18 protein-coding genes and 1 pseudogene are annotated in these 23,709 nt (G+C 66.3%); 9 read left to right on the top strand and 10 right to left on the bottom strand.

Annotated features, from left to right (window positions below):
• Positions 1–21: 21 nt before the first annotated feature.
• From glgB to ASE00_RS03735, 8 genes are all read left to right on the top strand, one after another.
• Positions 22–2,181, top strand: a complete 2,160-nt coding sequence (gene glgB, locus ASE00_RS03770) for a 1,4-alpha-glucan branching protein GlgB (protein ID WP_414819827.1) — start codon at positions 22–24, stop codon at positions 2,179–2,181.
• A complete protein-coding gene (gene glgC, locus ASE00_RS03765) occupies positions 2,181–3,461 on the top strand; it encodes a glucose-1-phosphate adenylyltransferase (protein ID WP_268801336.1) in 1,281 nt (426 codons plus the stop codon). Before glgB ends, glgC begins: the two co-directional genes overlap by 1 nt.
• Before the next feature lie 7 nt (positions 3,462–3,468).
• On the top strand, positions 3,469–4,926 hold the full coding sequence (gene glgA, locus ASE00_RS03760; protein ID WP_056377835.1) for a glycogen synthase GlgA: 1,458 nt from the start codon (positions 3,469–3,471) through the stop codon (positions 4,924–4,926).
• Positions 4,923–6,554, top strand: a complete 1,632-nt coding sequence (locus tag ASE00_RS03755) for an alpha-D-glucose phosphate-specific phosphoglucomutase (protein WP_056377834.1) — start codon at positions 4,923–4,925, stop codon at positions 6,552–6,554. Before glgA ends, ASE00_RS03755 begins: the two co-directional genes overlap by 4 nt.
• Positions 6,554–8,515, top strand: a complete 1,962-nt coding sequence (gene glgX, locus ASE00_RS03750) for a glycogen debranching protein GlgX (protein WP_056377833.1) — start codon at positions 6,554–6,556, stop codon at positions 8,513–8,515. Before ASE00_RS03755 ends, glgX begins: the two co-directional genes overlap by 1 nt.
• Positions 8,512–10,137 carry an alpha-glucosidase family protein gene (locus ASE00_RS03745; RefSeq protein WP_056377832.1) on the top strand — a complete coding sequence of 542 codons (1,626 nt, stop codon included), beginning with the start codon at positions 8,512–8,514 and terminating at the stop codon, positions 10,135–10,137. The genes glgX and ASE00_RS03745 overlap by 4 nt, the downstream gene beginning before the upstream one ends.
• Before the next feature lie 297 nt (positions 10,138–10,434).
• Entirely contained in the window at positions 10,435–12,675 is a 2,241-nt protein-coding gene (locus tag ASE00_RS03740) for a TonB-dependent receptor (protein ID WP_235538530.1), read from the top strand.
• A 40-nt stretch (positions 12,676–12,715) separates the two neighbouring features.
• The gene (locus ASE00_RS03735; RefSeq protein ID WP_321163999.1) at positions 12,716–14,269 is read left to right on the top strand and encodes an alkaline phosphatase D family protein; all 1,554 of its coding nucleotides are present in this window, start codon (positions 12,716–12,718) and stop codon (positions 14,267–14,269) included.
• Here the strand turns inward: ASE00_RS03735 and ASE00_RS03730 are convergent.
• Complete coding sequence (locus ASE00_RS03730) at positions 14,256–14,426, bottom strand: DUF1289 domain-containing protein (RefSeq protein WP_082594553.1); 171 nt, start codon at positions 14,424–14,426, stop codon at positions 14,256–14,258. The genes ASE00_RS03735 and ASE00_RS03730 overlap by 14 nt on opposite strands.
• Before the next feature lie 153 nt (positions 14,427–14,579).
• On the opposite strand from ASE00_RS03730, the pseudogene ASE00_RS22785 reads away from it, so the two are divergent.
• Positions 14,580–16,346: pseudogene (locus tag ASE00_RS22785) on the top strand (diguanylate cyclase domain-containing protein); the annotation flags it as partial.
• On the opposite strand, the gene ASE00_RS03715 reads toward ASE00_RS22785, so the two are convergent.
• Genes ASE00_RS03715 through gspG form a run of 9 tightly spaced genes read right to left on the bottom strand, consistent with a single transcriptional unit; the run spans position 16,245 to position 23,647 of the window.
• A complete protein-coding gene (locus ASE00_RS03715; protein WP_235538528.1) occupies positions 16,245–18,464 on the bottom strand; it encodes a protein-disulfide reductase DsbD family protein in 2,220 nt (739 codons plus the stop codon). The pseudogene ASE00_RS22785 and the gene ASE00_RS03715 overlap by 102 nt on opposite strands.
• Before the next feature lie 44 nt (positions 18,465–18,508).
• A complete protein-coding gene (gene gspN / locus ASE00_RS03710; RefSeq protein ID WP_056377828.1) occupies positions 18,509–19,213 on the bottom strand; it encodes a type II secretion system protein N in 705 nt (234 codons plus the stop codon).
• Between the two features lie 13 nt (positions 19,214–19,226).
• Positions 19,227–19,697, bottom strand: a complete 471-nt coding sequence (gspM, locus tag ASE00_RS03705; protein ID WP_056377827.1) for a type II secretion system protein GspM — start codon at positions 19,695–19,697, stop codon at positions 19,227–19,229.
• On the bottom strand, positions 19,694–20,779 hold the full coding sequence (gene gspL / locus ASE00_RS03700; RefSeq protein ID WP_056377826.1) for a type II secretion system protein GspL: 1,086 nt from the start codon (positions 20,777–20,779) through the stop codon (positions 19,694–19,696). The genes gspM and gspL overlap by 4 nt, the downstream gene beginning before the upstream one ends.
• A 3-nt stretch (positions 20,780–20,782) precedes the next feature.
• Positions 20,783–21,757, bottom strand: coding sequence for a type II secretion system minor pseudopilin GspK (gene gspK / locus ASE00_RS03695; protein ID WP_056377825.1), 975 nt, complete (start codon positions 21,755–21,757; stop codon positions 20,783–20,785).
• Positions 21,754–22,335, bottom strand: a complete 582-nt coding sequence (gspJ, locus tag ASE00_RS03690) for a type II secretion system minor pseudopilin GspJ (protein ID WP_056377824.1) — start codon at positions 22,333–22,335, stop codon at positions 21,754–21,756. Before gspJ ends, gspK begins: the two co-directional genes overlap by 4 nt.
• Entirely contained in the window at positions 22,335–22,706 is a 372-nt protein-coding gene (gene gspI, locus ASE00_RS03685) for a type II secretion system minor pseudopilin GspI (RefSeq protein WP_056377823.1), read from the bottom strand. Before gspI ends, gspJ begins: the two co-directional genes overlap by 1 nt.
• Positions 22,696–23,163, bottom strand: coding sequence for a GspH/FimT family pseudopilin (locus tag ASE00_RS03680; protein ID WP_056377822.1), 468 nt, complete (start codon positions 23,161–23,163; stop codon positions 22,696–22,698). The genes gspI and ASE00_RS03680 overlap by 11 nt, the downstream gene beginning before the upstream one ends.
• Positions 23,138–23,647 (bottom strand): type II secretion system major pseudopilin GspG, encoded by a 510-nt coding sequence (gspG, locus tag ASE00_RS03675; protein WP_082594443.1) that lies wholly within the window; start codon positions 23,645–23,647, stop codon positions 23,138–23,140. The genes ASE00_RS03680 and gspG overlap by 26 nt, the downstream gene beginning before the upstream one ends.
• Positions 23,648–23,709: the final 62 nt, after the last annotated feature.

Raw genomic sequence — 23,709 nt, 5'->3', positions numbered from 1 at the left:
GGATGGCGTAGCATCGCGACCGTGACCGACCTCAGCAAAGCCGAAATCTCCTCCCTCATGAGGGGCAGGCATGGCGACCCTTTCGCGGTGCTGGGGGTCCATGCCGCCGGGAACGGCTTCATCGCCCGCACCTTCATCCCCGGCGCGGAGACGGTGGAGGCGCTGACCCTCGGGGGTAAAAGCGTCGGCACACTCGACCGGATCGACAAGGCCGGACTGTTCGAAGGCGCGCTGAGCATCCGCGAGCAGCAGCCGCTGCGCTATCGCGCCGCCAATGCCGATGCGACGTGGACCGTCGCCGATTCCTACAGCTTCGGCCCGGTGATGGGGCCGATGGACGATTATTATATCGCCGAAGGCTCGCATCTGCGCCTGTTCGACAAGATGGGCGCGCACAAGATCCGGCACGAAGGCGCGGATGGCGTGCATTTCGCGGTCTGGGCCCCCAATGCCCGCCGCGTCTCGGTCGTCGGCCTGTTCAACGCCTGGGACGGCCGCCGTCACATGATGCGGCTGCGGCGCGACACCGGCATCTGGGAGATTTTCGTTGCCGATATCGGCGAAGACGAACCCTATAAGTTCGAGATCGCCGGCCCGGACGGCAAGCTGCTGCCGCTCAAGGCCGATCCCTTCGCTTTCCGTTCCGAGCTCCGCCCCGCCACCGCTTCGGTGACCGCCGCACCGCTCGCCCATGACTGGCAGGATCAGGCGCATCGCGATTTCTGGAGCAAGGCCGATATCCGCCGCCAGCCCATCTCGATCTACGAGGTCCACGCCGGATCGTGGCAGCGCGACGAACAGGGCCAGTTCCTGCACTGGGATGCGCTGGCCGACCGGCTGATCCCCTATGTGGCCGACATGGGCTTCACCCATATCGAGTTCCTGCCGATCACCGAGTTCCCCTATGACCCCAGCTGGGGCTACCAGACCACCGGGCTGTACGCGCCGACCGCCCGCTTCGGTTCGCCAGAGGCCTTTGCCCGCTTCGTCGACGGTGCGCACAAGGCCGGGATCGGGGTAATCCTCGACTGGGTGCCGGCGCATTTCCCGACCGACGAGCACGGCCTGGCGCGCTTCGACGGCACCGCGCTCTACGAACATGCTGACCCACGTAAGGGCTTCCACCCCGACTGGAACACCGCGATCTACAATTTCGGGCGTCGGGAAGTGATGGCATTTCTCGTCAACAACGCCTTGTTCTGGGCCGAGAAATATCATCTCGACGGCCTGCGCGTCGATGCCGTCGCGTCGATGCTCTACCTCGACTATTCCCGCAAGGACGGCGAATGGCTGCCCAATGAGAAGGGCGGCCGCGAGAATCTCGAGGCGGTCGAGTTCCTGCGGCGGATGAACAAGGAGCTGTACGGCCATCATCCCGGCGTGATGACGATCGCCGAGGAATCGACGAGCTGGCCTAAGGTGTCGCACCCCGTACATGAAGGCGGCCTCGGCTTCGGCTTCAAATGGAATATGGGCTTCATGCACGACACGCTGCGCTACATGGCGCGCGAGCCCGTCCACCGCGTGCATCATCACAACGACATCACCTTCGGGCTGCTCTATGCCTTTGGCGAGAATTTCGTGTTGCCGCTCAGTCATGACGAGGTCGTTCACGGCAAGGGGTCGCTGCTCAACAAGATGGCGGGCGACGACTGGCAGAAATTCGCGAACCTGCGCGCCTATTATGCGTTGATGTGGGGATATCCCGGCAAGAAGCTGCTGTTCATGGGTCAGGAATTCGCCCAGCGCGCCGAATGGAGCGAAGAACGCGCGCTCGACTGGCATCTGCGCGATGCCCCCGCGCATGAAGGCGTCCGCCGCCTCGTCCGCGACCTCAACCATGTCTATCGCGACCGCCCCGCCCTCCATGCCCGCGATTGCGAGGCCGAGGGATTCCGCTGGGTGGTGGTCGACGATGCTGCCAATTCGGTCTTCGCCTGGGAGCGCCATGCGCCGGGCGAGAGGCCGATCGCGATCATATCGAACATGACCCCGGTGCCGCGCCACGATTACGGCCTGCGCCTGTCGCGCGGCGGCGCGTGGCGCGAGATCATCAACAGCGACGCCGCGATCTATGGCGGTGGCAATATGGGCAATAGCGGAGTGATCATGGCCGCCGAAGATGGTTATGCGAGCGTAACATTGCCGCCGCTTTCGACCCTCATGATCGAGGCGGCGTGATGGCGGGAGGCAAGGCGATGCAGGAACGGCGCAATCAGCCGCTGGCGCGTGACGCGATGGCCTATGTGCTGGCGGGCGGGCGCGGCAGCCGCCTGTATGAATTGACCGACCGGCGCGCCAAGCCCGCGGTCTATTTCGGCGGAAAATCCCGGATCATCGATTTCGCACTGTCGAATGCGCTCAATTCGGGCATCCGCCGGATCGGCGTCGCGACCCAGTACAAGGCCCATTCGCTGATCCGCCATCTCCAGCGCGGCTGGAACTTCCTGCGCCCCGAACGCAACGAGAGCTTCGACATATTGCCGGCGAGCCAGCGCGTTTCGGAACATCAATGGTATGAGGGGACCGCCGACGCGGTGTTCCAGAATCTCGACATCATCGAGTCCTACGGCCCCGAATATATGATCATCCTGGCGGGCGATCACATCTACAAGATGGACTATGAGCTGATGCTCCGCCAGCATGTCGACGCCGGGGCGGACGTCACCGTCGGCTGCCTGGAAGTGCCGCGCATGGAAGCGACCGGCTTTGGTGTGATGCACATCGATGCCAAGGCGCGGATCAAGCAGTTCATCGAAAAGCCCGCCGATCCGCCCGCCATGCCCGACAAGCCCGACATGGCGCTGGCCTCCATGGGCATCTATGTCTTCAACACCAAATTCCTGGCCGATCAGCTCCGCCGTGATGCCGCCGATATGGAATCGAGCCATGATTTCGGCAAGGATCTGATCCCCTATATCGTCAAGAACGGCAAAGCCGTCGCGCATCTCTTCTCGCAAAGCTGCATCCGGGCAGAAAGCGAGCCCGAGGCCTATTGGCGCGACGTCGGCACGATCGACGCCTATTGGGAGGCGAATGTCGACCTGACCGACGTCGTGCCCCAGCTCGACCTCTACGAGCGCGACTGGCCGATCTGGAGCTATGCCGAGGTCACCCCGCCCGCCAAATTCGTCCATAATGACGAGGGCCGCCGCGGCGCCGCCACCTCCTCGCTGATCGCGGGCGGCTGCATCATCTCGGGTGCGTCGCTCCACCGCAGCCTTTTGTTCACCGGCGTCCGCGTGAACAGCTTCTCTTCGGTAACCGAGGCGGTGATCATGCCCGGTTGCCAGATCGGCCGCGAGGCAAGGCTGCACAAGGTGGTGCTCGATCAGGGGGTGCAGATTCCCAAGGGTCTAATCGTCGGAGAGGACCCGATCGCCGATGCCGAACGCTTCCGCCGGACCGAAAAGGGGGTGTGCCTGATCACCCAGGACATGATCGACCGGCTGGTGGCATAAGGCGGCCATGGCTTTGCGCGTCCTGTCGGTCACCTCCGAACTCCATCCGCTCGTCAAGACCGGCGGACTCGCCGATGTCGCTGGCGCGCTGCCGATCGCGCTGGTCCAGCATGGCGTCGAAACGCGGTCGCTGCTCCCCGCCTATCCGCAGGTGCTGCGCAAGATCGGCAGGGCCAAGGCAGTTCACAGCTACAAGGCGCTGTTCGGCGGGCCGGCCAAACTGCTCTCCGTGCAAACCAACGGACTGGACCTGCTGCTGCTAGACTCCCCTTCGCTGTTCGGCTCGCGCGAGGGCGGCCCATATGGCGACCTTTCGGGCCATGACTATGCCGATAACTGGCGGCGTTTCGCGGCTTTGTCGGCGGTCGCTGCCGACGTCGCGGCCGGAGCGCTAAAGGGCTGGCAAGCCGATCTGGTCCACGCCCATGACTGGCAGGCGGCTATGACCGCCGCCTATGTCCGCCATGGACGTGCACCGCAGACCCCGGTGGTGCTGACGGTCCACAATCTTGCCTTCCAGGGCCGGTTCGATGCGGGGATATTTCCCGCGCTCGGCTTGCCGCAGAGCGCCTATTCGGTCGATGGCGTCGAATATTATGGCGGGGTCGGCTATCTGAAGGCCGGGCTGCAATATGCCGACGCGATCATCACGGTCAGCCCGACCTATGCCGACGAGATCCGCACCCCCGCCTTCGGCATGGGGCTGGACGGGCTGCTGCGCGGGCGCGGCGATGCGGTACATGGGATCGTCAACGGCATCGACACCGCCGAATGGAATCCCGCCGCCGATCCGCATCTCGCCGCCGCCTTCTCGATGCGCTCGCTCGGTGCGCGCTCCGGCAACCGTCGCGCGCTGGAAAAGCGCTTCGGGCTCAAGCGCGGCAAGGGACCGGTCTTCGCGGTGATCAGCCGGCTGACCTGGCAGAAGGGCATCGACCTGATCGTCGACGCGGTCGAGCATCTTGTGGCGCATGGCGGCCGCCTCGTGGTGCTGGGATCGGGCGACAGCGCCTTCGAAGGCGCGCTCCTCGCCGCCGCGGCGCGGCATCGCGGGCTGATCGGCGTGGTGACGGCCTATGACGAGCCGCTCGCGCATCTGATCCAGGGCGGGGTCGACGCGATCCTGATCCCGTCGCGCTTCGAACCCTGTGGCCTCACCCAGCTGTACGGCCAGCGCTACGGCACCATCCCGATCGCCGCACGCACCGGGGGGCTGGCCGACACGATCGTCGATGCCAATGATGCGGCGCTGACGGCGGGTTGCGCCACCGGCCTGCTCCACGACCCCAATTCGGGCGAGGCGCTGAAAGCGGCGATCAGCCGCGCAATCGCGCTGTATTGGGCGCCGGGCGTCTGGTCCGCCCTGCGCAAACAGGGCATGCGTGCCGATTATGGATGGGGGCGGAGCAGCGCACGCTACGCCGCGCTGTACCGCTCGCTGGTGGACAGGAACCGGACCGCATGAATATCCGCGAGGTCGCGACAAAATCTTTTGACGACCAGAAGCCCGGTACCTCAGGGCTCCGCAAGAAAGTGCCGGTGTTCCAGCAACCCGGCTATGCCGAGAATTTCATCCAGTCGATCTTCGACGCGCTCGACGGTTTCGCCGGCACGACGCTGGTGATCGGCGGCGACGGCCGCTTCTATAATCGCGAGGTGATCCAGACCGCAATCCGCATGGCGGCGGCCAATGGCTTCACCACGATCATCGTCGGGCGTGGCGGCATCCTCTCCACGCCCGCCGCCAGCCATATGATCCGGCACTATGGCGCGTTTGGCGGTATCATCCTGTCGGCCAGCCATAATCCGGGCGGGCCGACCGAGGATTTCGGGATCAAGTACAACATCTCGAACGGCGGCCCCGCGCCCGAGAAGATCACCGACGCGATCTATGCGCGCAGCAAGACGATCGACCGCTACCTGACCATCGAGACACCCGATATCGATCTCGACCAGGATGGCGAGACGCAGGTGGGCGACGCGGTCGTCCGGATCATCGATCCCGTCGCCGACTATGCCGCGCTGATGGAAACGCTGTTCGATTTCGAGGCGATCCGGGCGTTGATCGGCGGCGGTTTCCGCATCGCCTTCGACGCGATGAGCGCGGTCACCGGGCCCTACGCAACCGAGATATTGGAACGCCGTCTCGGCGCGCCCGCAGGCACGGTGCGCAACGGTACGCCCCTGCCCGACTTCGGCGGCCATCATCCCGACCCCAATCTCGTCCACGCCAAAGATCTGTATGACGAGATGATGAGCGCCGACGCGCCCGATTTCGGTGCGGCGTCGGATGGTGACGGCGACCGCAACCTGATCATCGGCAAGGGCATCTTCGTCACCCCGTCGGATTCGCTGGCGATGCTGGCCGCCAACGCCCATTTCGCGCCAGGCTATGCCAAAGGGCTGGCCGGTATCGCGCGCTCGATGCCGACCAGCTGCGCGGCCGACCGCGTCGCCGAGCAACTCGGCCTGCCGCTGTTCGAGACGCCGACCGGCTGGAAATTCTTCGGCAATCTGCTCGATGCGGGCAAGGCGACGATTTGCGGCGAGGAAAGCGCCGGCACCGGATCGGACCATGTCCGCGAGAAGGACGGGCTCTGGGCGGTACTGCTCTGGCTCAACATCCTCGCGGCGCGGGGCGAGAGCGTGCACGCCATCGCCGAGGCGCATTGGCGGCGCTTCGGGCGGAATTATTATGCCCGCCACGATTATGAGGGCGTCGACAGCGCCCGGGCCGATGCGCTGATGGCCGATCTGCGCAACCATCTGCCCACGCTTCGCGGCACGGCGATCGGCGCGTTGAGGATCGAGGCCGCCGACGACTTCGCCTATCATGATCCGATCGACGGATCGGAGAGCCGCAACCAGGGCATTCGCATATTGTTCGAGGGCGGATCGCGCATCGTCTTCCGCCTGTCGGGCACCGGCACCTCGGGCGCGACGATCCGCGTCTATATCGAGCGTTACGAACCGGCGGACGGCGATCTGGGCCGCGAGACGGGCGATGCTATCGCCGACCTGATCGTCGCGGCGGAGGAACTCGCCGGCATCGCGCGCCATACCGGGCGGGCCAAGCCGGACGTGATCACCTGATGGCCACCCCGCCCGATCGCTTCGGCGCCACGATCACGCCCGATGGCGTGCATTTCGCGCTCTGGTCCGAATGCGCGACCGCCGCCTGGGTCTCGATCTTCGACGCCGAGAGCGATGTGGAAATCGACCGCATCGCGCTGGAGCGCGGTCCGGCGGACATCTTTCAGGCGCGTGTTCCGGGCCTCGGCGCGGGCACCCGTTACGGCTTTCGCACCGACGGCCCCTATGATCCCGCGCAGGGTCACTGGTTCGATCCCGCGAAGCTGCTGGCCGATCCGCATGCCGTCGCGATCGACCGGCCCTATGTCCATGATCCCCGGCTGGCGGCGCGGCGCGACGAAGGCATCGACAGCGCGCCGCTGATGGCCAAGGCGATCGTCACCGCCCTGCCCGATCCGGTCGTGCATCGGGCCCCGACCTTTGTCCCCGGCGGACTGGTCTACGAGGTCAACGTCCGCGGTTTCACCATGCTGCACCCCGACGTGCCCGAGAAGCAGCGCGGCACGATCGCGGCGCTCGCCCATCCGGCGATCATCGCGCACCTCAAGAAGCTCGGCGTGTCGGCGGTCGAGCTGATGCCGATCACCGCCTGGATCGACGAGCGGCATCTCGGCCCGCTCGGCCTGTCAAACAGCTGGGGCTATAATCCGGTCGGCTTCATGGCGCTCGATCCCCGGCTCGCACCCGGCGGCATCCTCGAACTGCGGAAAACGGTTGAGCTACTGCACGAAGCCGGCATCGCCGTGCTGCTCGACGTCGTCTTCAACCATAGCGGTGAAAGTGATGCGCAGGGCCCCACCCTGTCGCTGCGCGGGATAGACGCCCGCGCCTATTTCAGCACGATCCGCGACGAGCCCGGCACGCTCGCCAATGACAGCGGCTGCGGCAATACACTCAACTGCGATCATCCCGCGACCCGGCGGCTGATCTTCGACGCGATGCGGCACTTCGTGACCTATGCCGGGATCGACGGCTTCCGCTTCGATCTCGCGCCGATCCTCGGCCGCGCCCGCGACGGGTTCGAGCCCGACGCCGCCTTCTTCCGCGAGCTGCGCCGCGATCCGATCCTGAGCGACCGGATATTGATCGCCGAGCCGTGGGATATCGGCCCCGGCGGCTATCAGCTCGGCAATTTTCCGGACGGCTTCCTCGAATGGAACGACCGCTACCGCGACGATGTGCGCCGCTTCTGGCGCGGCGATCCGCACAGCGTCGGTGATCTCGCCACCCGGCTCGCCGGATCGTCGGATATCTTCGGGCATCATGGCCGCACCCACAGCCGCAGCGTCAACTTCATCGCCGCCCATGACGGTTTCACCCTCGCCGATCTGACCGCCTATGCCGCCAAGCATAATGAAGCGAATGGCGAGGCGAACCGCGACGGCCACAACGACAATCTCAGCTGGAACTGCGGCGTCGAGGGCCCCAGCGACGAACCCGCCGTCGTCGCGGCGCGCATGGCCGACCGCAAGGCGCTGCTCGCCACGCTGTTCGCTTCCCGGGGCACGATCATGCTGACGGCGGGCGACGAGTTTGGCCGCACCCAGCAGGGCAACAACAATGCCTATGCCCAGGATAATCCGATCAGCTGGATCGACTGGGCCGGCCGGGACGCCGTTCTGGAGGATTTCACCGCGCGTCTGGCGGCGATCCGCGCCGCGCATCCCGCGCTCGCCGATCCCGTGCTGCTCGGGGCCGCCGACGTCGACTGGATGACATGCGACGGCCGCCCCTTCGAGAACGAGGACTGGCACGATCCCAAGACGGCGAGCCTCGTCATGCTGCTCCATCTGCCCGAACAGCCCCGGCGCATCGCGGTCGCCTTCAATCGCAGTCCCGACGGTCTTGGCCTCGATCTGCCGACCGGCACCGGCCGTCATTGGCGGCGGCTCGACGAGCCCGGCAACGCGATGACGCTCGCGCCGCGATCGGTCGCCTATCTGATCGAGGACGAGCAATGACGCAGGATCACGACCGGGACTGGTGGCGCGGCGCGGTGATCTATCAGGTCTATCCGCGTTCGTTTCAGGACAGCGACGGCGACGGCATCGGCGACCTCAAGGGAATCACCGCCCGGCTCGATCATATCGCCTCGCTCGGCGTCGACGCGATCTGGGTGTCGCCCTTCTTCAAGTCGCCGATGGCCGACATGGGCTATGACGTTTCCGACTATCGCGATGTCGACCCGATGTTCGGCACCCTTGCCGATTTCGACGCCATGCTCGATCGCGCGCATGCGCTAGGCCTGCGGATCATCATCGATCAGGTGCTCAGCCACACGTCCGACCAGCATGACTGGTTCAAGGAAAGCCGGTCGAGCCGCGATAATCCCAAGTCCGACTGGTATGTCTGGGCCGACGCGAAGCCGGACGGGACCGCGCCCAACAACTGGCTGTCGGTGTTCGGTGGACCCGCCTGGGAATGGGACGGGACGCGGATGCAATATTATATGCACAGCTTCCTGGCGTCGCAGCCCGACATCAACTTCCATTCGCCCGAGGCGCGCGACGGCCTGATCGAGGCGATGCGCTTCTGGCTCGATCGCGGTGTCGACGGCTTCCGGCTCGATGCCTGCAACCATTATTTCCACGACGCCAGGCTGCGCGACAATCCGCCCGCGAAGCGCGCCTCGGCGCATGACGTGCCCGACACCAATCCCTATGGTTTCCAGGAGCATGTCTATGACAAGACCCAGCCTGAAAATCTGACGTTTCTGAAGCGGGTTCGCGCGCTGCTCGATGAATATCCGGGCACCGTGGCGGTCGGCGAGGTCGGCGATGGCGACCGTTCTCCCGCGACGGTCGGCCTCTACACCTCGGGCGGCGATACGCTCCATTTCTGCTATACCTTCGACCTGTTCGGCCCCGATTTCTCGGGAGAATATTTCCGCGACACAGTCGGCAAGTTCGAGGAGGCGGCGAAGGATGGCTGGGTCTGCTGGGCCTTTTCCAATCATGACGTCATGCGCCATGTCAGCCGCTTCACCCGGCCCGGCGACGATCCCGACCGGATCGCGCGGCTCTCGCTCGCCATATTGATCGCGCTCCGGGGAACGATCTGCCTCTATCAGGGCGAGGAACTAGGGTTGACCGAGGCAGATATAGCGTTTGAGGATCTGCGCGACCCCTATGGCATCCGCTTCTGGCCAGCCTTCAAGGGCCGTGACGGCTGCCGGACGCCGATGCCCTGGTCCTCGGCGAAGAGTCATGCGGGCTTCTCCACCGTCAAGCCCTGGCTGCCGATCCCCATCGAGCATCGCGCCCGCGCGGTCGATGTCCAACAGGACGATCGGCGCGCCACCCTCGCCTTTTATCGCGAGGCGCTGGCCTTTCGACGCGGCAACCCGGCGATCCAGTGCGGCGACATCGGCTTCATCGAAGCGAATGAGGAGATATTGGCCTTTACCCGCAGCCATCGGCAGGAAAGGATTTTGTGCCTCTACAACCTGTCGCGCGAGCCGGTCGACTGGACCCTGCCCGCAGAGTTCACCAGCGCTATCGTCGACCCGGTCTCCGCGCCCGGCATCACCCTGAACCGCAAGAAAGCACGGCTTCCCGCCCGCAGTTGGGCTTTTCTGCGCTGAACGCAGCTCCGGGTTGCGGCAGGAGGCCCAACGCCATGCAGGCTACCCGCAGAATTTCGATCCACTTGCAGGCCGCGACATCCGGGTCAGGGCGCGCGTCTGCTCTCAAGCGCGTGGCAGAATCCCCACATCGCCGGACAATCTACGGCGATCGCTGGACATCAACTTCCAACGCCATGGCTTTCGCTGGAACAGCCGATGGATGTCGTCTAACAGCCATCACCCATGATAGGTCATCGCATCTTCTTCCGTTACGGAATATCCCGCAGAATTAGTTGGCTTCATCTGCTGACAACTTTGTCAATTATTGCGGTTTCCGGCACCGCCGCGCGTGCGGAGGAAAAAGAAGACATCGCTATCCTGGTCGTCGGCCAACGCGACCGCCCGATCAGCATCGAACCACGTGGCCTCTCGGTCAGCCTGGGAGACCGGCAGTTCGCCGGCGTCAACGCCGCGAATGCGGAAGACCTGATCAAATATGCCCCCGACTTCTTCGTCCGCAGCCGCTTCATCGGCGACAATGCCGCGGTGGTCGGTTTCCGTGGCACCCATACCACCCAGAGCGCCCGCGCGCTGGTGATGGTCGATGGCTTCGTGATCTCGAACTTTCTCGGCAACAGCTTCGGCTTCCCGCCCGCCTGGGGCATCGTGAGCCCCGGCGAGATCGGCCAGTTCGATGTCGTCTATGGCCCTTACTCGGCCCGCTATCCGGGCAATTCGATGGGCGGGATCGTCAACGTCACCACGCGCGCGCCCGAGCGGACCGAAGCCTTTGGCAATGTTCAGGGTTTCATCCAGCCTTACCGCCATTATGGCACGCAGGAGAGCCTGTGGGGCGGATCGGTCGAAGCGGGTTTCGGCTTCAAGCAGAAGGATGGTCCCTTCTCGCTGCGCGTCTCCGGCCGCCGGCTTCGCAACAATACCCAGCCCCTGTTTTTCTATCAGCTCGTTCCCGCGGCGCCCGGCGCGCCAGCGACACCGATCAGCGGCGGCATCACCGATCGCGGATCGCTGATCAAGGCGCCGATCGCGGGTGACTATGCGACCGCGCATACCAAGCAGGATCAAGCCCGTGCGCAGCTCCGCTTCGACAGCGGCGACGTTCATGTCGAGGCGCTGTTCACCTATTGGTGGAACAGCGACCGGCAACTCGATCCGAAGACCTATCTGCGCGGTCCGAACGGGCTGCCCTTCTACGGATCGCAGGCAAATGGCGGACGGGTGCTGCTCAATGGCGCGGCTTATACACTCAACCCCTTCCTCAGCTTCAATCAGGGCATCGCCGACAAGGACGAATGGCTGGCGGGGCTGAAGGTCGCCGCGCCCGTGCTGGGCTTCGATATCACCGCCACCCTGTCGACGTTACAATATGACCGCCTGAGGACCCGGCGGTCCAACGGCTATCTGGCCGGGCTGAGCAACGGCCCCGGCATCCTGATCGCTCAGGGCCCGACCGATTGGTACACGCTCGATGTCACCGCCGCGCGGACGATCGGCGCGCATGCGATCGCGCTCGGGCTCAATGCCAACCGCTACCGCACCAGCCAGCTCGGCTACAGCACGCTGCGCTGGCGCGACGCCGCGACGCCGAGCTTCATCAGCCTGACCGGCGGCAAGACCCGCTTGTTCGGGGTCTTCGCCGAGGATGAGATCAGCCTCGCCGACGGCCTGACTGTCACCCCAGGGGTCCGTGCCGAATTCTGGCGATCCTATGATGGACGCCGCATCCTCGGCCCCGCCGTGACGCGCTATGCGCCGCGCCGCGACCATCGCGTCGATCCGAAGCTCTCCGCGCGCTGGGTGTTCGCGCCGGGCTGGGCCACCGAACTGAGCCTCGCCACCGCGACGCGCTTCCCCACGGTCGGCGAACTGTTCCAGGGTTCGCTCAACGCCGATGGGAGCTTCAGTGTCACCAGCTTCGATCCCACGCTGAAACCCGAGCATAGCCGCGACGCCAACCTGCTGCTCCGCCGCGACCTCGGCCGCGTCACTCTGACCGGGAGCCTGTTCTATCAACGGGTGCGGAACACGATCTTCAATTATCTTGGCTTCAACGCGAATAATGTCGCGAGCCTCACCTTCCGCAATATCGACGTCACCCGCCAATATGGCGCCGAGCTGATCGCCGAAGCCCGGAACTGGCCGTTCGAGGGCGTGGACCTCGACGCCAATGCGGCGCGGATCGACGCGATCACGGTGCGCAATCGCGCGGATCCAGCATCGGAAGGCGTGCAATTTGCGCGCATCCCCAAATGGCGGCTCAACGCCAATCTGCGCTACCATATCGATGACGGCACCCTGTTCGCGCTGGGCGCGCGATACGCGTCGCGCCCCAATAGCGACATCGATGGGCTGCTGCGCGGCGATTCCTATGGCTATACGTCCGAACTGCTGCAGGTCGACGCGAAGCTCAGCCACCGGATCAACGCACAGTTGCACATCTCGGCGGGAGTGAACAACCTGACCAATGACAAATCCTGGGTCTTCAACCCGGTCTCGCAACGCACCTTCCTGATCGAGGCAGGCTGGACGCTTTAGCTTTCCGCGTCATAAGGCTGCAACGCTGGAGGCGCAGTCGATGACGATGATATCCCGCCGCGATCTTCTCATCGGCGCAGGCGCAGGCCTGATCGGCGCGCCCGCAATCCTGCGCGCCCAACAGCTCTTCACCGCCTTCCCCTTCCGGCTCGGCATCGCCTCCGGTAATCCCAGCCATGACGGCTTCGTCATCTGGACGCGGCTATGCCCCGATCCGTTCGACGAGCATGGCGGGATGCCGACCGGCCCGGTCGACGTCGACTGGGTTGTTTATGAGGATGAGGGCATGCGCCGCGTTGCGCAGAAGGGCGTCGAACGCGCCTGGCCGGAACTCGGCCATTCCATCCATGTCGAACTGAGCGGCCTTCGGCCCGACCGGCCCTATTGGTACCGCTTCACCGTCGGCCGCGAGAAGACCGTGCTGGGGCGGACCCGCACCCTGCCGCCGCCCGGTGCTCCGCTCGACCATATCCGCTTCGGCGTGGCGGGCTGCCAGCATTTCGAGGACGGCTATTACACCGCCTTCGACCATCTCTCGCGGGAGGATGTCGCCTTCGTCTGGCATTATGGCGACTATATCTATGAGGATCGCGCGCGGCAGGTGAACTATGAGCGCGACGGTTCGCCCAAGGTCCACGTCCGCGATCATGCCGGCAGCGATTGCTATACGATCGGCGATTATCGCCGGCGCTATGCACAATATAAGATGGACCCGGACCTGCAGCGCGCCCATCTCGCCGCACCCTGGTTCACCACCTTTGACGATCATGAGGTCGTCGACAACTGGACCGCCGCGACCAGCCCCTATCAGAAGGACCCGGCGCTGTTCGCGATCCGCCGCGCCGCCGCGATGCAGGCCTATTACGAACATATGCCGCTGCGCCGCAGTTCGATGCCCAATAGCGGCGCGATGCAGCTCTATCGTCGCGCACGCATCGGCGATCTCCTCACCGCCCATTTCCTCGACACCCGCCAATATCGCAGCTCCCTGCCCTGCACGGGATCATTCGAGCCGGTCTGCGGCGATGTTGCCGCCCCGGGCCGCACGGTTATCGGCGACGCGCAGGAATCCTGGCTGCGAGAGGGGCTCAGCGCACGGGACAGCCGCTGGAACCTGATCGCGCAGCAGGTGATGATGATGCCGCTCGACCGGCGGACCGAGCCAGGGCCGGTGGAAATCCGCAATATGGACAGCTGGGCCGGCTATGACGCCGCGCGCGAACGGCTGCTCGAAGGGTTCCAAGGGCTCGGCAATGTCGTGGTCATGACCGGCGACGAGCATCAGAATTTCGCCGGCGAACTGCGCCGCAACGCAGGACGCGGCGAGGCGGTAGCCATAGAACTGGTCACGACCTCGATCAGTTCGGGGGGCGACCGCTGGATCAAGCCCGAGGCGGCGCAATATATCGGAACCAACAACCCTTTCCTGAAACATAGCAGCGACCGGCGCGGCTATGTTGTCTGCGACCTGTCGAAAGCGCGCTGGCAGGCGAGCTTCCGGGGCGTAGATCACGTCACGACGCCCGGCGCCGCGATCTCCACCCTCGCCACCGCGACGATCGAGCATGGCCGGCCCGCCGTCAGGATGTCGTGACGGTCCGCTGCTTCAGCATGTCCAGTACCGACTGCTTCCAGCGATCATCCGCCGCCGCCCAGGCCGCGATCTCGTCGATCGTCCGGCGGCAGCCCCGGCAATAGCCGCTTTCAGGATCGATCACGCAGACCTGATTGCAAGGCGATGGCACCGTCATGCCGCCGCCATTCCCCAAGCCTCGGCCGCTGGCAAGCCATGACGGCATAAACCGCGCATCCGTGCATATTTCACGATCCCGCCGGGAGCAGCGTTAAGGACTTCTTTACGACTTTGGCCCAGCAATCCATGTGGTTACGCAAAGGATTGCACAATGACCAGATTGCAGCGTCCAAGGGTACATCTCCACGCCAAGGCGCTGTTGATAGCCGGCACCTGGACAGGCTGTGCCTTGCTGGCCGCGATGTTGACCCAACACACCGCCGGCTTGGCGATGATCTGGCCCGCCAATGCGATTCTCACCGCCGCCCTGCTGATCGAGCCGCGCCGCCGCCATGCGCCCTATCTCTCGGCGGTGTTCGCCGCTGCCTGCCTGTTCAACCTCGTCGTCGGACGTCCGCCGTCGATTGCGGCCGCGCTCGCCGCCAACGGCGTCGGCGAAGCGGCGCTTGCCGCCTGGCTGATCGGCCGGGCCAGCCTGACCGAGCGCCTCTTCGAGACACCAGGCAACATTTTCCGCTTTGCAATCGCAGCGGTGCTCGCCTGCCTGCCTTCGTCGCTGATCTCCGGATTGCTGCTGATGGCGGACGGCGGCCCCTATTGGTGGCAGATCGCGATGAACTGGCTGCCCGCCCATGGCTGCGGCTTCCTGATCATACTGCCGATGATCCTGATCATGCGCCGCAGCCTGGCAATGCTGCGCACCAATCCCTTGAGTATTCGGCAGTGCGGCCGCGGCGCGATGATGTTCGGCCTGGTCGCCGCGGTGACAGTGCTGGTGTTCAGCCAGTCGGCCTATGCGCTGACCTTCCTGATCCTGCCCGCGCTTCTGATCGCGACCTTCCACCTTCGGGCGCCGGGCGCCGCGGGTTCGGTCATGATCATCGCGCTGATCAGTTCCTCGTTCATGGTGCTCGGCGACGGGCCTTTCGTGCTGATGAAAGTCTCCAACGCGGAACGCACCTATGTGATGGAACTCTTCATCGTCACGATGTTTATGTGCGCCCTGCCGCTTGCCGCGGTGCTCGACCAGCGCGACCGGCTCGCCCTCGACGCCACGCAGCATCTGACCAATTTGCGCAACGTTGCCGAGCGGATCGGCGAGGTGCTCTTCCGCGTCGACGAGAAGGGCCGCTGGGCCTATCTCAGCCCCTCCTATGAGACGATCACCGGCCGGACGGTCGCGAAATCGATCGGCCGCAGCGTCTTTGCCGAACTGCCCCGGGCGGATCATCGGCGGGTGCTACGCCTGGTCCGGATGCTGCGCGACGGTGACGTCGCCGATCTCAACTTCTCGACAACGATTATCGACCATTGCGGCGTTGTGCGCCACGTCGAGATCGCGATGTTCCACGCATTGATCGACATGGGCCAGCGGGTAGCGGTCGGCGGCATCATTCGCGACGTCACCGCGCGCAAGCTGCTCGACGCCCAGCTGCGTGATCGCGCCCACAGCGCCCTGCTGGCCGCCGAACGCAGCGAAATGGCCGCGCGCACCGACGAACTGACCGGCCTGCCCAATCGCCGGGCTTTCTTCGAGCAGATCGAACACCGTCTGCAGCGCAATGAGCCGGTCACGCTCGCCTTGCTCGACATCGACCATTTCAAGCGGATCAACGACACCCACGGCCATCTGGCGGGCGACGCCGTGCTGCAGAACATCGCCGCCATCGCCCGGACGCAGCTCGGCGAACGCGATCTGATCGCACGGATCGGGGGCGAGGAGTTCGCGATCCTGCTCGGCCACCACGCTTTTTCGGACGCCATGGCGACCGCCCAGCGCATCATCCGCGCGGTTTCGGCGACACCCACGGCTTTGTCAGGCGAACTGACCGGCAGCGCCAACGACATCTCCGTCGAGGCAACCGTGAGCATGGGCATAACCCCTGCGCATCCCGGGCAGAATGTCGCGCGGCTTCTCGCCGAGGCCGATCGCGCCCTCTATGCCGCCAAGGATGGCGGCCGCAACCGGATTGCCCTCGCGGCCTGAACCGCCGGTCAGCGCGGTCAGGGTGTCGGGGGCCAGCAACTGGGGTAGGGTCTCGACCCGCCCGTCGCGATGGTAGAAGAGATAGAGCGGCACGCCCGAGCGGCCCTGGGCCTCCAGGAAACGGCCGATCGCCGGATCGCCGTTGGTCCAGTCGCCGACCATCACCGTCACGCCGGACCGAGCGAAATGATCGCGTACCGCCTGGCGCTCGATCGCGGCTTTTTCGTTCACCTTGCAGGTCAGGCACCAGTCCGCGGTGAAATAGAGGAAGACCGGCTTCTTCTCGGCCTGCAATGCGGCAAGCCGGGCTTCGCTGAAAGGCTCGGCATCGCCCTTGACCGCTTCTGCGGCGGGGGCTGCCGCAGTGCCCGAGGGAATGATGAGGATCGCCGCCGCCACGGCCATGACCGGCACGACCGGGGCCCAGCTGAACCGGCGTCCGTGCGCCTGCCGGGTGCCGACCCACCACAGGGCAAGACCGAGGAGCAACGCCGCGCCGAGGCCCAGCACCATCCGGTCGACGCCCGCCTGCCGCCCCAATATCCAGGCGAGGCCCAGCGCGGTCGCGAACATCGGCACAGACAATATCCGCCGGAGCCGGTCCATCCACGCGCCCGGCTTGGGCAGGCGGCGGCGCAGCGCGGGCACGAAGCCCATCAGCAGGAAAGGCAAGGCGAGACCAAGGCCGAGGCCCGCGAACACCGCGACCGCCGCGCCCGGCGGCAGCAGCAGCGCCGCGCCGACCGCGCCCGCCATGAACGGCCCGCTGCAGGGTGTCGCGATCAGCGCCGCGAGCACCCCTGTCCAGAAAGCGGGCACCGCTCCCTGCCCGCGCGTCATCGCCTCACCCAGGCCGATCGCACCCAGCTCGAACAGACCAGCCAGATTGAGGCTGATCGCCGTCACCAGCAACAGCAGGAACAGCACCATGCGCGGGTCCTGAAGCTGGAAGCCCCATCCGGCCGCCAGCCCGCCCGCCCGTAGCGACAGCAGAACGAGCGCCAGCAGGACGCAACTGAGGATGACCCCGCCGCTATAGGCCAGCGCCTCGACCCGCGCCTTGCCATCGGTCTCGCCGCTGCGCGCGAGGCTCAATGCCTTGAGGCTGAGAATCGGGAAGACGCAGGGCATCGCGTTGAGCAGCAGCCCGCCGAGCACCGCCCCGCCCAGCGCCAGCAAAAATATCCGCCATCCGCCCTCAGGCACGTGGTCTTCGCTCGATGCGATCGGAACGCCTGCGGTGGGAACCTTGCCGGGCCGCGCGGCGATCGAGAGGCCGCGATCGGGACCGATGGCGATGACGCCCTCGATAGTTCCGGCGGGCTGGGCCTGCGCCGCCGCCTTCGCTTCGACGATCAGCCTGTCGCCGTGCCGGCTGATGACCTGCGGCGCGGCATAATTGATCACCCCATCGGTCGTGGGATAGAAATAGGGGTCGGTCACCGCCCGGCTCGCCGGGAAGGGGATCGCGATGCGGACCTTGCCCGCCCTGGTCTCGAAACTGGCGGGCTGCCCCAGCGGCATCGGCAGCTTGGCGCGCCAGCCATCGAAACGCGCGCGCACGCCGGCAGGCACAGCGCCGTCACCGACCATCAGGTCGATAGCCACCGGCCCCTGCTCAGGTACGCAGACCGTCGGCGAACAGGCGAGCCAGCGCGCCTTGCCGCCGATCCTGAGCGGCGTGCCGGGCTTCAGCCCTTTGGGCACGGTCAATGTCATCAGCAGCGCATAGGGCCGCTCATAGACATAGTTCATCAGCCCCTGGACGATCAGCCGTTGCGGCACCGGATAGCGCATCGCGCCGACGCTCACGCCGGCGGGAAGTGTCCAGGCGATATCGGCGGGGGCGCCCGCGTCTCCCGGATTGATCCAATAGCCGTGCCAGTCGCGCTCCGGCGCCATCGTCAGCGCCAGAGTGACCCGGCTACCCGGTGCGGGGCGCACCGTTTCCGCCTCCAGCTTCGCGCGGATATGCGCGGCCTGGGCCGCGATCCCGCCCATCAGCAGCATTGCGATCCACAGGCGGACGAGGAAGCTCAGATATCGCATGAGCGGCTTATGGCCCTGTCGGCGACGGCTGGGAAGCCGTTCGATCAAAGGCTGCGTTCTTCCTCATAGGCATAGCCGTCGCCGTCGCGAGTGAAGCCCTTCGACAGCAGGAAGTCGCCGACGCGGGGCATGGTGGGCCGCACGAAGGCGCGGACGCGGAACTTGGTCATCGACAGCACGGTGATCTGCTGCTGTTCGCGCCCGCTCAGGCTGGCGAGATCGAAGGCCAGTTTGCCGTCGCGGCACAGCGCCGGCCCGCTCATCTCGCCGGGGAGGCCGACCGCAGGCAGCGCGCCCGAAAGATAGGCGCGGACTTCGCCGCTGCCATCGGTGCATTCGCCGCCGGGGAAGCGCGCCTTAAGATTGTCGAGGATCAGCGTGACCTCGCCGATCGGCGGCGGACCCGCCATCGCCGGCATGCCGACGGTGAAATTGTCGATGCCCGCGCCACCCAGGCCATAGCTGAACACGCCCGCGAGGCGCGACACTTCATCGCTGCCTTTGATGTTGAGCTTGATCCGTCCGCTGGTGATATCCTCGAGCGACAGCTTGCTGTGAACGTCGCCCAACTCGATCTTGCCGAGCCGGGCGTCGTACAGCTGGCCCTCCCAGAGATTGCCCTCGATCTGCGAAGCTTCCAGTCCCACCTTGCGGAGCTGGAGCAGGTCGATCGCGGTCGACAGCGGCATGAAGGGGATCGCCGCGAAGGCTGCGCCCACTATCACCAGAAACCAGAAAATCGTCTTCATCGTGCCCCTCCCCTCAACGCGCCCTTTCGAGCCGCGCCGAAATCGATAATGTCCTGTCGTCATTCGCCCGCGCCGACAGCCGCGTGACGAACAGCCCGCGCCGCTCCTTCATCGCGGCCAGCCAGGCGAAAAAAGGTTGCGGCCGGACCGCACCGATCACCAGCACCGCGCCAGTACCCTCGCGGGTCACGCCCGAGACGGTGAAACCCGCGCGCTCGGCCTCGCTGGCGACCAGCGCCTCGATCGGGGCGGGATTAAGCGGCGAACGGTGGGCCGCCTTGATCTTGCCCGCCATCAGCAGCACGTCCGCCAGCGACCGGGCCTCGGCATCCCGTGCGAGGCGGGCACGTTCGATGGCCCGGTCGAACGGGCGGATCACGCCATAATAACTAACGATCGGCGCCGCGATCAGCGCGAGCAGGATCAGCAGCCCCCGTTCACGCGGCATCCGGTCCCGCCACCAGCGTTGCAGCGTTGCGATCATGGGCGCTTGATCCGGATATCGGTGAGGCCTTGCCCGGCTTCGCCGCTCTCTACGACCAGCCCGCTCGCCCCGATCCGGCGCATCAGTTCGGCAAGGTCATCCGCGCTCGCCGTCCGCACCCGCGCCGACAATATCCCCTGATCGTCGAAACCAGCTTCAGCCAGTTCGACATTCGGCGTCTGGCGCACAGCGCCGAACAGCACGGCCGCGCCATCGACAAAGCCCATGCCGGGCCCCTGAAGTTGCTCCACGCGCTGCTGCATGGCGGCACGCGGATCTTGCGGACGCTCGCGCAGGCCCAGCGTGGCTTGCGCGACCGTTCCGGCTTCGCGATGCAGCTGATGCGCGTCCCAGCTGATCCGCGCCAGACGGGCGACCGGGATCAGCGCGAGCAGAACCGCGGCGGCCAGAGCATAGCGGAGCATGCGCTGCCGCCATCCGCTGTCACCCCTCCAGACGCGCCGCCGCCGCCACATTCCCTGCCGCAGGTCCAGCGGCAGCGTGGCGAGCGCGGCGGGCAGCTCGGTCTCGAAGCGGACATCGTCCATCGGCTCGACATCCTGCCCGGCGAGCACGGCTTCGGCGAGGCCGGGCTCAAGCGCAAAGGCCTGTATATGACCATGGACCAGCGTGCGCCCGGCACGAGCCCATACCCGCGCCGGGCCCTCGCCATAGGCAATCAGTAAGGGCAAGGGGACCACATGGTCGGGATCGATTCCGAGACCCGCCGCCCAGTCGAGCCAGGCGGCCATCCGCTCCGTCGCGATCGACGCGGCCAGCCTGTGCCCGCCATGGATTCGTCCGAGCGCGATATGCAAAGCTTCGACGGGGCCCAGACTGCTATCGCCGATCGCGATCCGCGCCGCGGCTAGCGCCTGCGCCTCGGTGAGCACCGGGGGAAGCTCGATCCAGCGCATCGCGACTTCACTGCCGGACAGCAGCAGGAACAGCCGCTCGTCATCGTCGCGATCGGGCAGGCCGTCGAGCGCCTTGCCCCGCGCCACGACGCGGCCGTCGGCAAGCCGGAACCATCCTTCGATGGACCCGACATCCTCTTCGGCAAATAGCAGGACCGCCCGCATCCGCTATCGATTCCCCCAGGCCCGCGCGACCACGCGCGATGGCGCGATTCCGCCATCGATCAGGGCCACTTCCTTCACCTGCGCACCGTCCAGCGCCACGTCAAGCTCCAGCGTGAACCAGCGGGTGCGAACCGCGATTTCTTCGGCAGCGCCCGCCGCGCTCGCCATCGCGGCGATCGCCGGCTGCCGGCGGAAATCGGCGCTGCTCGGCCAGCCTCCCGCAGGACGGCTTAGCAGGATCGCCGCCGCCTGCCCCACCGGCATCCGCCCGCCATAGAGCATCGCCAGCAACGGCGCGCGCGCGGGCGGCAGGATGTTGACGTTGAGCGGCGCGACCTCTGCGGTGGGCAAGGCGCAGACCCAGGGCCTCATCGCGGCGTAGACGGCAGGAGTCACCCCGGCCACCGCGCGCAATTCGCTGACATCGGCCATCAATGTGTCGGCGGCGCGATAGGGCACCGGCGCGCGCGCATAGGTCTCGTCCTCAGCGCCCTGGCGTTGCGGCACGCTGTCGCTGTCGATCCAGTCGGTGATCGCGGCCGCGACCGGACGGGCGCGCAACGGCGGAACGCCGGTGATCTCCAGCAACGTCACGAGCCGTTCCACCATCTGCGGTCGCGCGGTGAAGCCGGTGAGCGCGCTGCCGGTGACGAGGCTGTTGAGGTTGAAGCAGGAACCGCCATCGCCGAGCCGGGCGCGGATCAGCCCGCCTTCGACCGGGATCGTCCGGGTCTCGCCCGCCCAGCCCGCGGGCAGCGACGCCTCCCCCCTGCCGCGATCGCTGAGCCGGTCGACGATCAGCGTCGCGAGCCCTTCGGCCCCCAGCGCATAACCGCGCGCCTGATCAATCGACCGGGCATTGCCCGCGAGCCGGGTCGCCAGCGCGAGGCGGTCCATCGCCAGCGCCGCGAGCGTCGCGATCAGCGCGACGAGCAGCAGCACCGCGAGCAGCGCCGCGCCGCGCTCGCCCCGCTTCATCGCCCGATCCCCACCAGGAACAGCTGACGGATATCGCCGAGCCCGTCGACGGTGAGCACCAGTTCGACCGCATCGGGCAACTCGTCGGGCAGGCGCGGCCGCCATGTCTCGGCCCAGACCCCATGCCGTCGATAGCGCAGCGCGATCTTAGAAACGCCGGTCATCAGCGGGCTGCGCACAGCGCGATCGGGCGCGACGCCGTCGACCATCGGCCAGCTGGTCCGGACCAGCGCGCGATCGACGAGGCTGTAGGAGACCTTCTGCAACGAGGAACGCGGCGCGTCGCTGTCGTTGCTCCAGCCCCCGCGGACGAAGCCGAGGGTCGTCTGGTCACCAACCACCGCCGGCTGACGATCGCCCCGGTCGTCGCGGCTGATCCGGGGCAGCAGCTGCGCCATATCCGCCGTGAGCAGCACCGAGGCGCGGCGCACCGTGGCGATCCTGTCGAGCGACTGCCCCGTGCTGTCCTGCGCCCGCAACGAGAAGCCGAGCAGATAGCCTCCCGCGACCGCGATCAACCCGAAGATAGCGAGCGCGACGAGCAGTTCGATGAGGGTGAAGCCGGATTGCCGCGCCATCACGCCGTCCGCCGATAGACGGTCAGCGACGCCGCCTCGCCGCCGAACGGGCTCGCGACGATGACGCGGACCTCGACCAGCCCGGCATCGGGCATTGGCCGCGTGATACGAACCCAGGACCAGGGCCGTCCCGCCTGCATCTCGCTGCCGCTCGCGGTGCCGATGACCGGGGCGTCGGGATCGGTCAGCACCTCGACCGCGCGGTTGCGCGCGACGATCTCGGCAGCAGCGCGGACTTCGAGCATCCGAGCGTTGGTCATGGTCGCGCCCTCGAGGCGCAACAGGGTGAGCGCGGCAAGGCTGAACACCGCGAGCGCGACGAGCACCTCGATCAGCGTGAAGCCGCGTTCGGAGGGCCGCTTATCCGCCAAGCGTCACGCCCCCGCCCGCATCGACCGTCACCGTCCGCCGCAGCCCGCGATAGCCGAGCGTCAACACCACCGGATCGGCGAGCCCGGTTGTGTCGAAACGTATGCGCTGCTCGCCCGACGGCACCGCGACCACCGCCATCCCCTCGGGCAGCCCGACCGCGCGGAACGGTTTTTCGGTTTCCGCCGCCCAGCCCTTGCCGTCGAAGCTTTCGAAGCGATAGCCCCCCGCGACGAGGCGGATCGCCATCGGCCGCGACGACATCACCGCCGCGTCGCGCAGCGCCGCCGCCTGGGCGGCAAGCCGTTCGCTGCTGTCGCGCAGGGTGCGCTCGGGCCCCGGAAGGCTGAGCATGACGGCGGTCGCGCCGACCGCGATGATCGCCAGGACGACGATCAGCTCGATCAGCGTGAAACCGCGATCGCGCCCGTCGTCACTTCCAGTTGCCGATATCGGCATCCTGCCCCTCGCCGCCCTCGCGATTGTCCGCGCCAAGGCTGTAGATGTCGACCGCGCCATGCCGTCCCGGCGTCTGATAATGATAGGGGTTGTCCCAGGGATCGTCGGGCAACCGCTTGATATAACCTCCCGCCGGATAGCGCTCGGGGTGCGCCAGTCCCGCCGGCGCCTGGACCAGCGCCTGCAATCCGGCCTCGGTGGGCGGATAGGCGAACATGTCGAGCCGGTAGCGTTCGGCGGCCTGTTCGAGCAGCGCGATATCGGTCCGTGCCTTCTCCGCCATCGCCTTGTCCTGCGCTGGCATGACGTTGATCACCACGACCGTCGCGAGCAGGCCGAGGATGAGGAGAACGACCATCAACTCGATCAGGGTGAAGCCGTTTTCGTCGATCTTCTCCCCTTCCTCGTCATTCCCGCCCTTCGACTGCCTGCAAGGCAGGCGCTCAGGATAAACTTCAGCCGAAGGCTGAAGGCGGGAATCCATATTCTCAGAGGCTCGAACCTCTTGCGGCTCGGAGGTTATGGATCCCCGCGCCCGCGGGGATG

The organism is Sphingomonas sp. Root710, assembly GCF_001429065.1.
In the GTDB taxonomy this organism is placed as follows: Bacteria; Pseudomonadota; Alphaproteobacteria; order Sphingomonadales; family Sphingomonadaceae; genus Rhizorhabdus.
Note: the sequence above shows the minus strand (reverse complement) of the source record. Positions and strands in the feature narration are given on the sequence as shown.

Coding starts and splice junctions, on each gene's coding strand:
- glgC (WP_268801336.1), top strand. CDS start 2,181: ATGGCGGGAGGCAAGGCGATGCAGGAACGGCGCAATCAGCCGCTGGCG.
- glgA (WP_056377835.1), top strand. CDS start 3,469: ATGGCTTTGCGCGTCCTGTCGGTCACCTCCGAACTCCATCCGCTCGTC.
- ASE00_RS03755 (WP_056377834.1), top strand. CDS start 4,923: ATGAATATCCGCGAGGTCGCGACAAAATCTTTTGACGACCAGAAGCCC.
- glgX (WP_056377833.1), top strand. CDS start 6,554: ATGGCCACCCCGCCCGATCGCTTCGGCGCCACGATCACGCCCGATGGC.
- ASE00_RS03745 (WP_056377832.1), top strand. CDS start 8,512: ATGACGCAGGATCACGACCGGGACTGGTGGCGCGGCGCGGTGATCTAT.
- ASE00_RS03735 (WP_321163999.1), top strand. CDS start 12,716: ATGACGATGATATCCCGCCGCGATCTTCTCATCGGCGCAGGCGCAGGC.
- ASE00_RS03730 (WP_082594553.1), bottom strand. CDS start 14,426: ATGACGGTGCCATCGCCTTGCAATCAGGTCTGCGTGATCGATCCTGAA.
- ASE00_RS03715 (WP_235538528.1), bottom strand. CDS start 18,464: ATGCGATATCTGAGCTTCCTCGTCCGCCTGTGGATCGCAATGCTGCTG.
- gspN (WP_056377828.1), bottom strand. CDS start 19,213: ATGAAGACGATTTTCTGGTTTCTGGTGATAGTGGGCGCAGCCTTCGCG.
- gspM (WP_056377827.1), bottom strand. CDS start 19,697: ATGATCGCAACGCTGCAACGCTGGTGGCGGGACCGGATGCCGCGTGAA.
- gspL (WP_056377826.1), bottom strand. CDS start 20,779: ATGCGGGCGGTCCTGCTATTTGCCGAAGAGGATGTCGGGTCCATCGAA.
- gspK (WP_056377825.1), bottom strand. CDS start 21,757: ATGAAGCGGGGCGAGCGCGGCGCGGCGCTGCTCGCGGTGCTGCTGCTC.
- gspJ (WP_056377824.1), bottom strand. CDS start 22,335: ATGGCGCGGCAATCCGGCTTCACCCTCATCGAACTGCTCGTCGCGCTC.
- ASE00_RS03680 (WP_056377822.1), bottom strand. CDS start 23,163: ATGCCGATATCGGCAACTGGAAGTGACGACGGGCGCGATCGCGGTTTC.
- gspG (WP_082594443.1), bottom strand. CDS start 23,647: ATGGATTCCCGCCTTCAGCCTTCGGCTGAAGTTTATCCTGAGCGCCTG.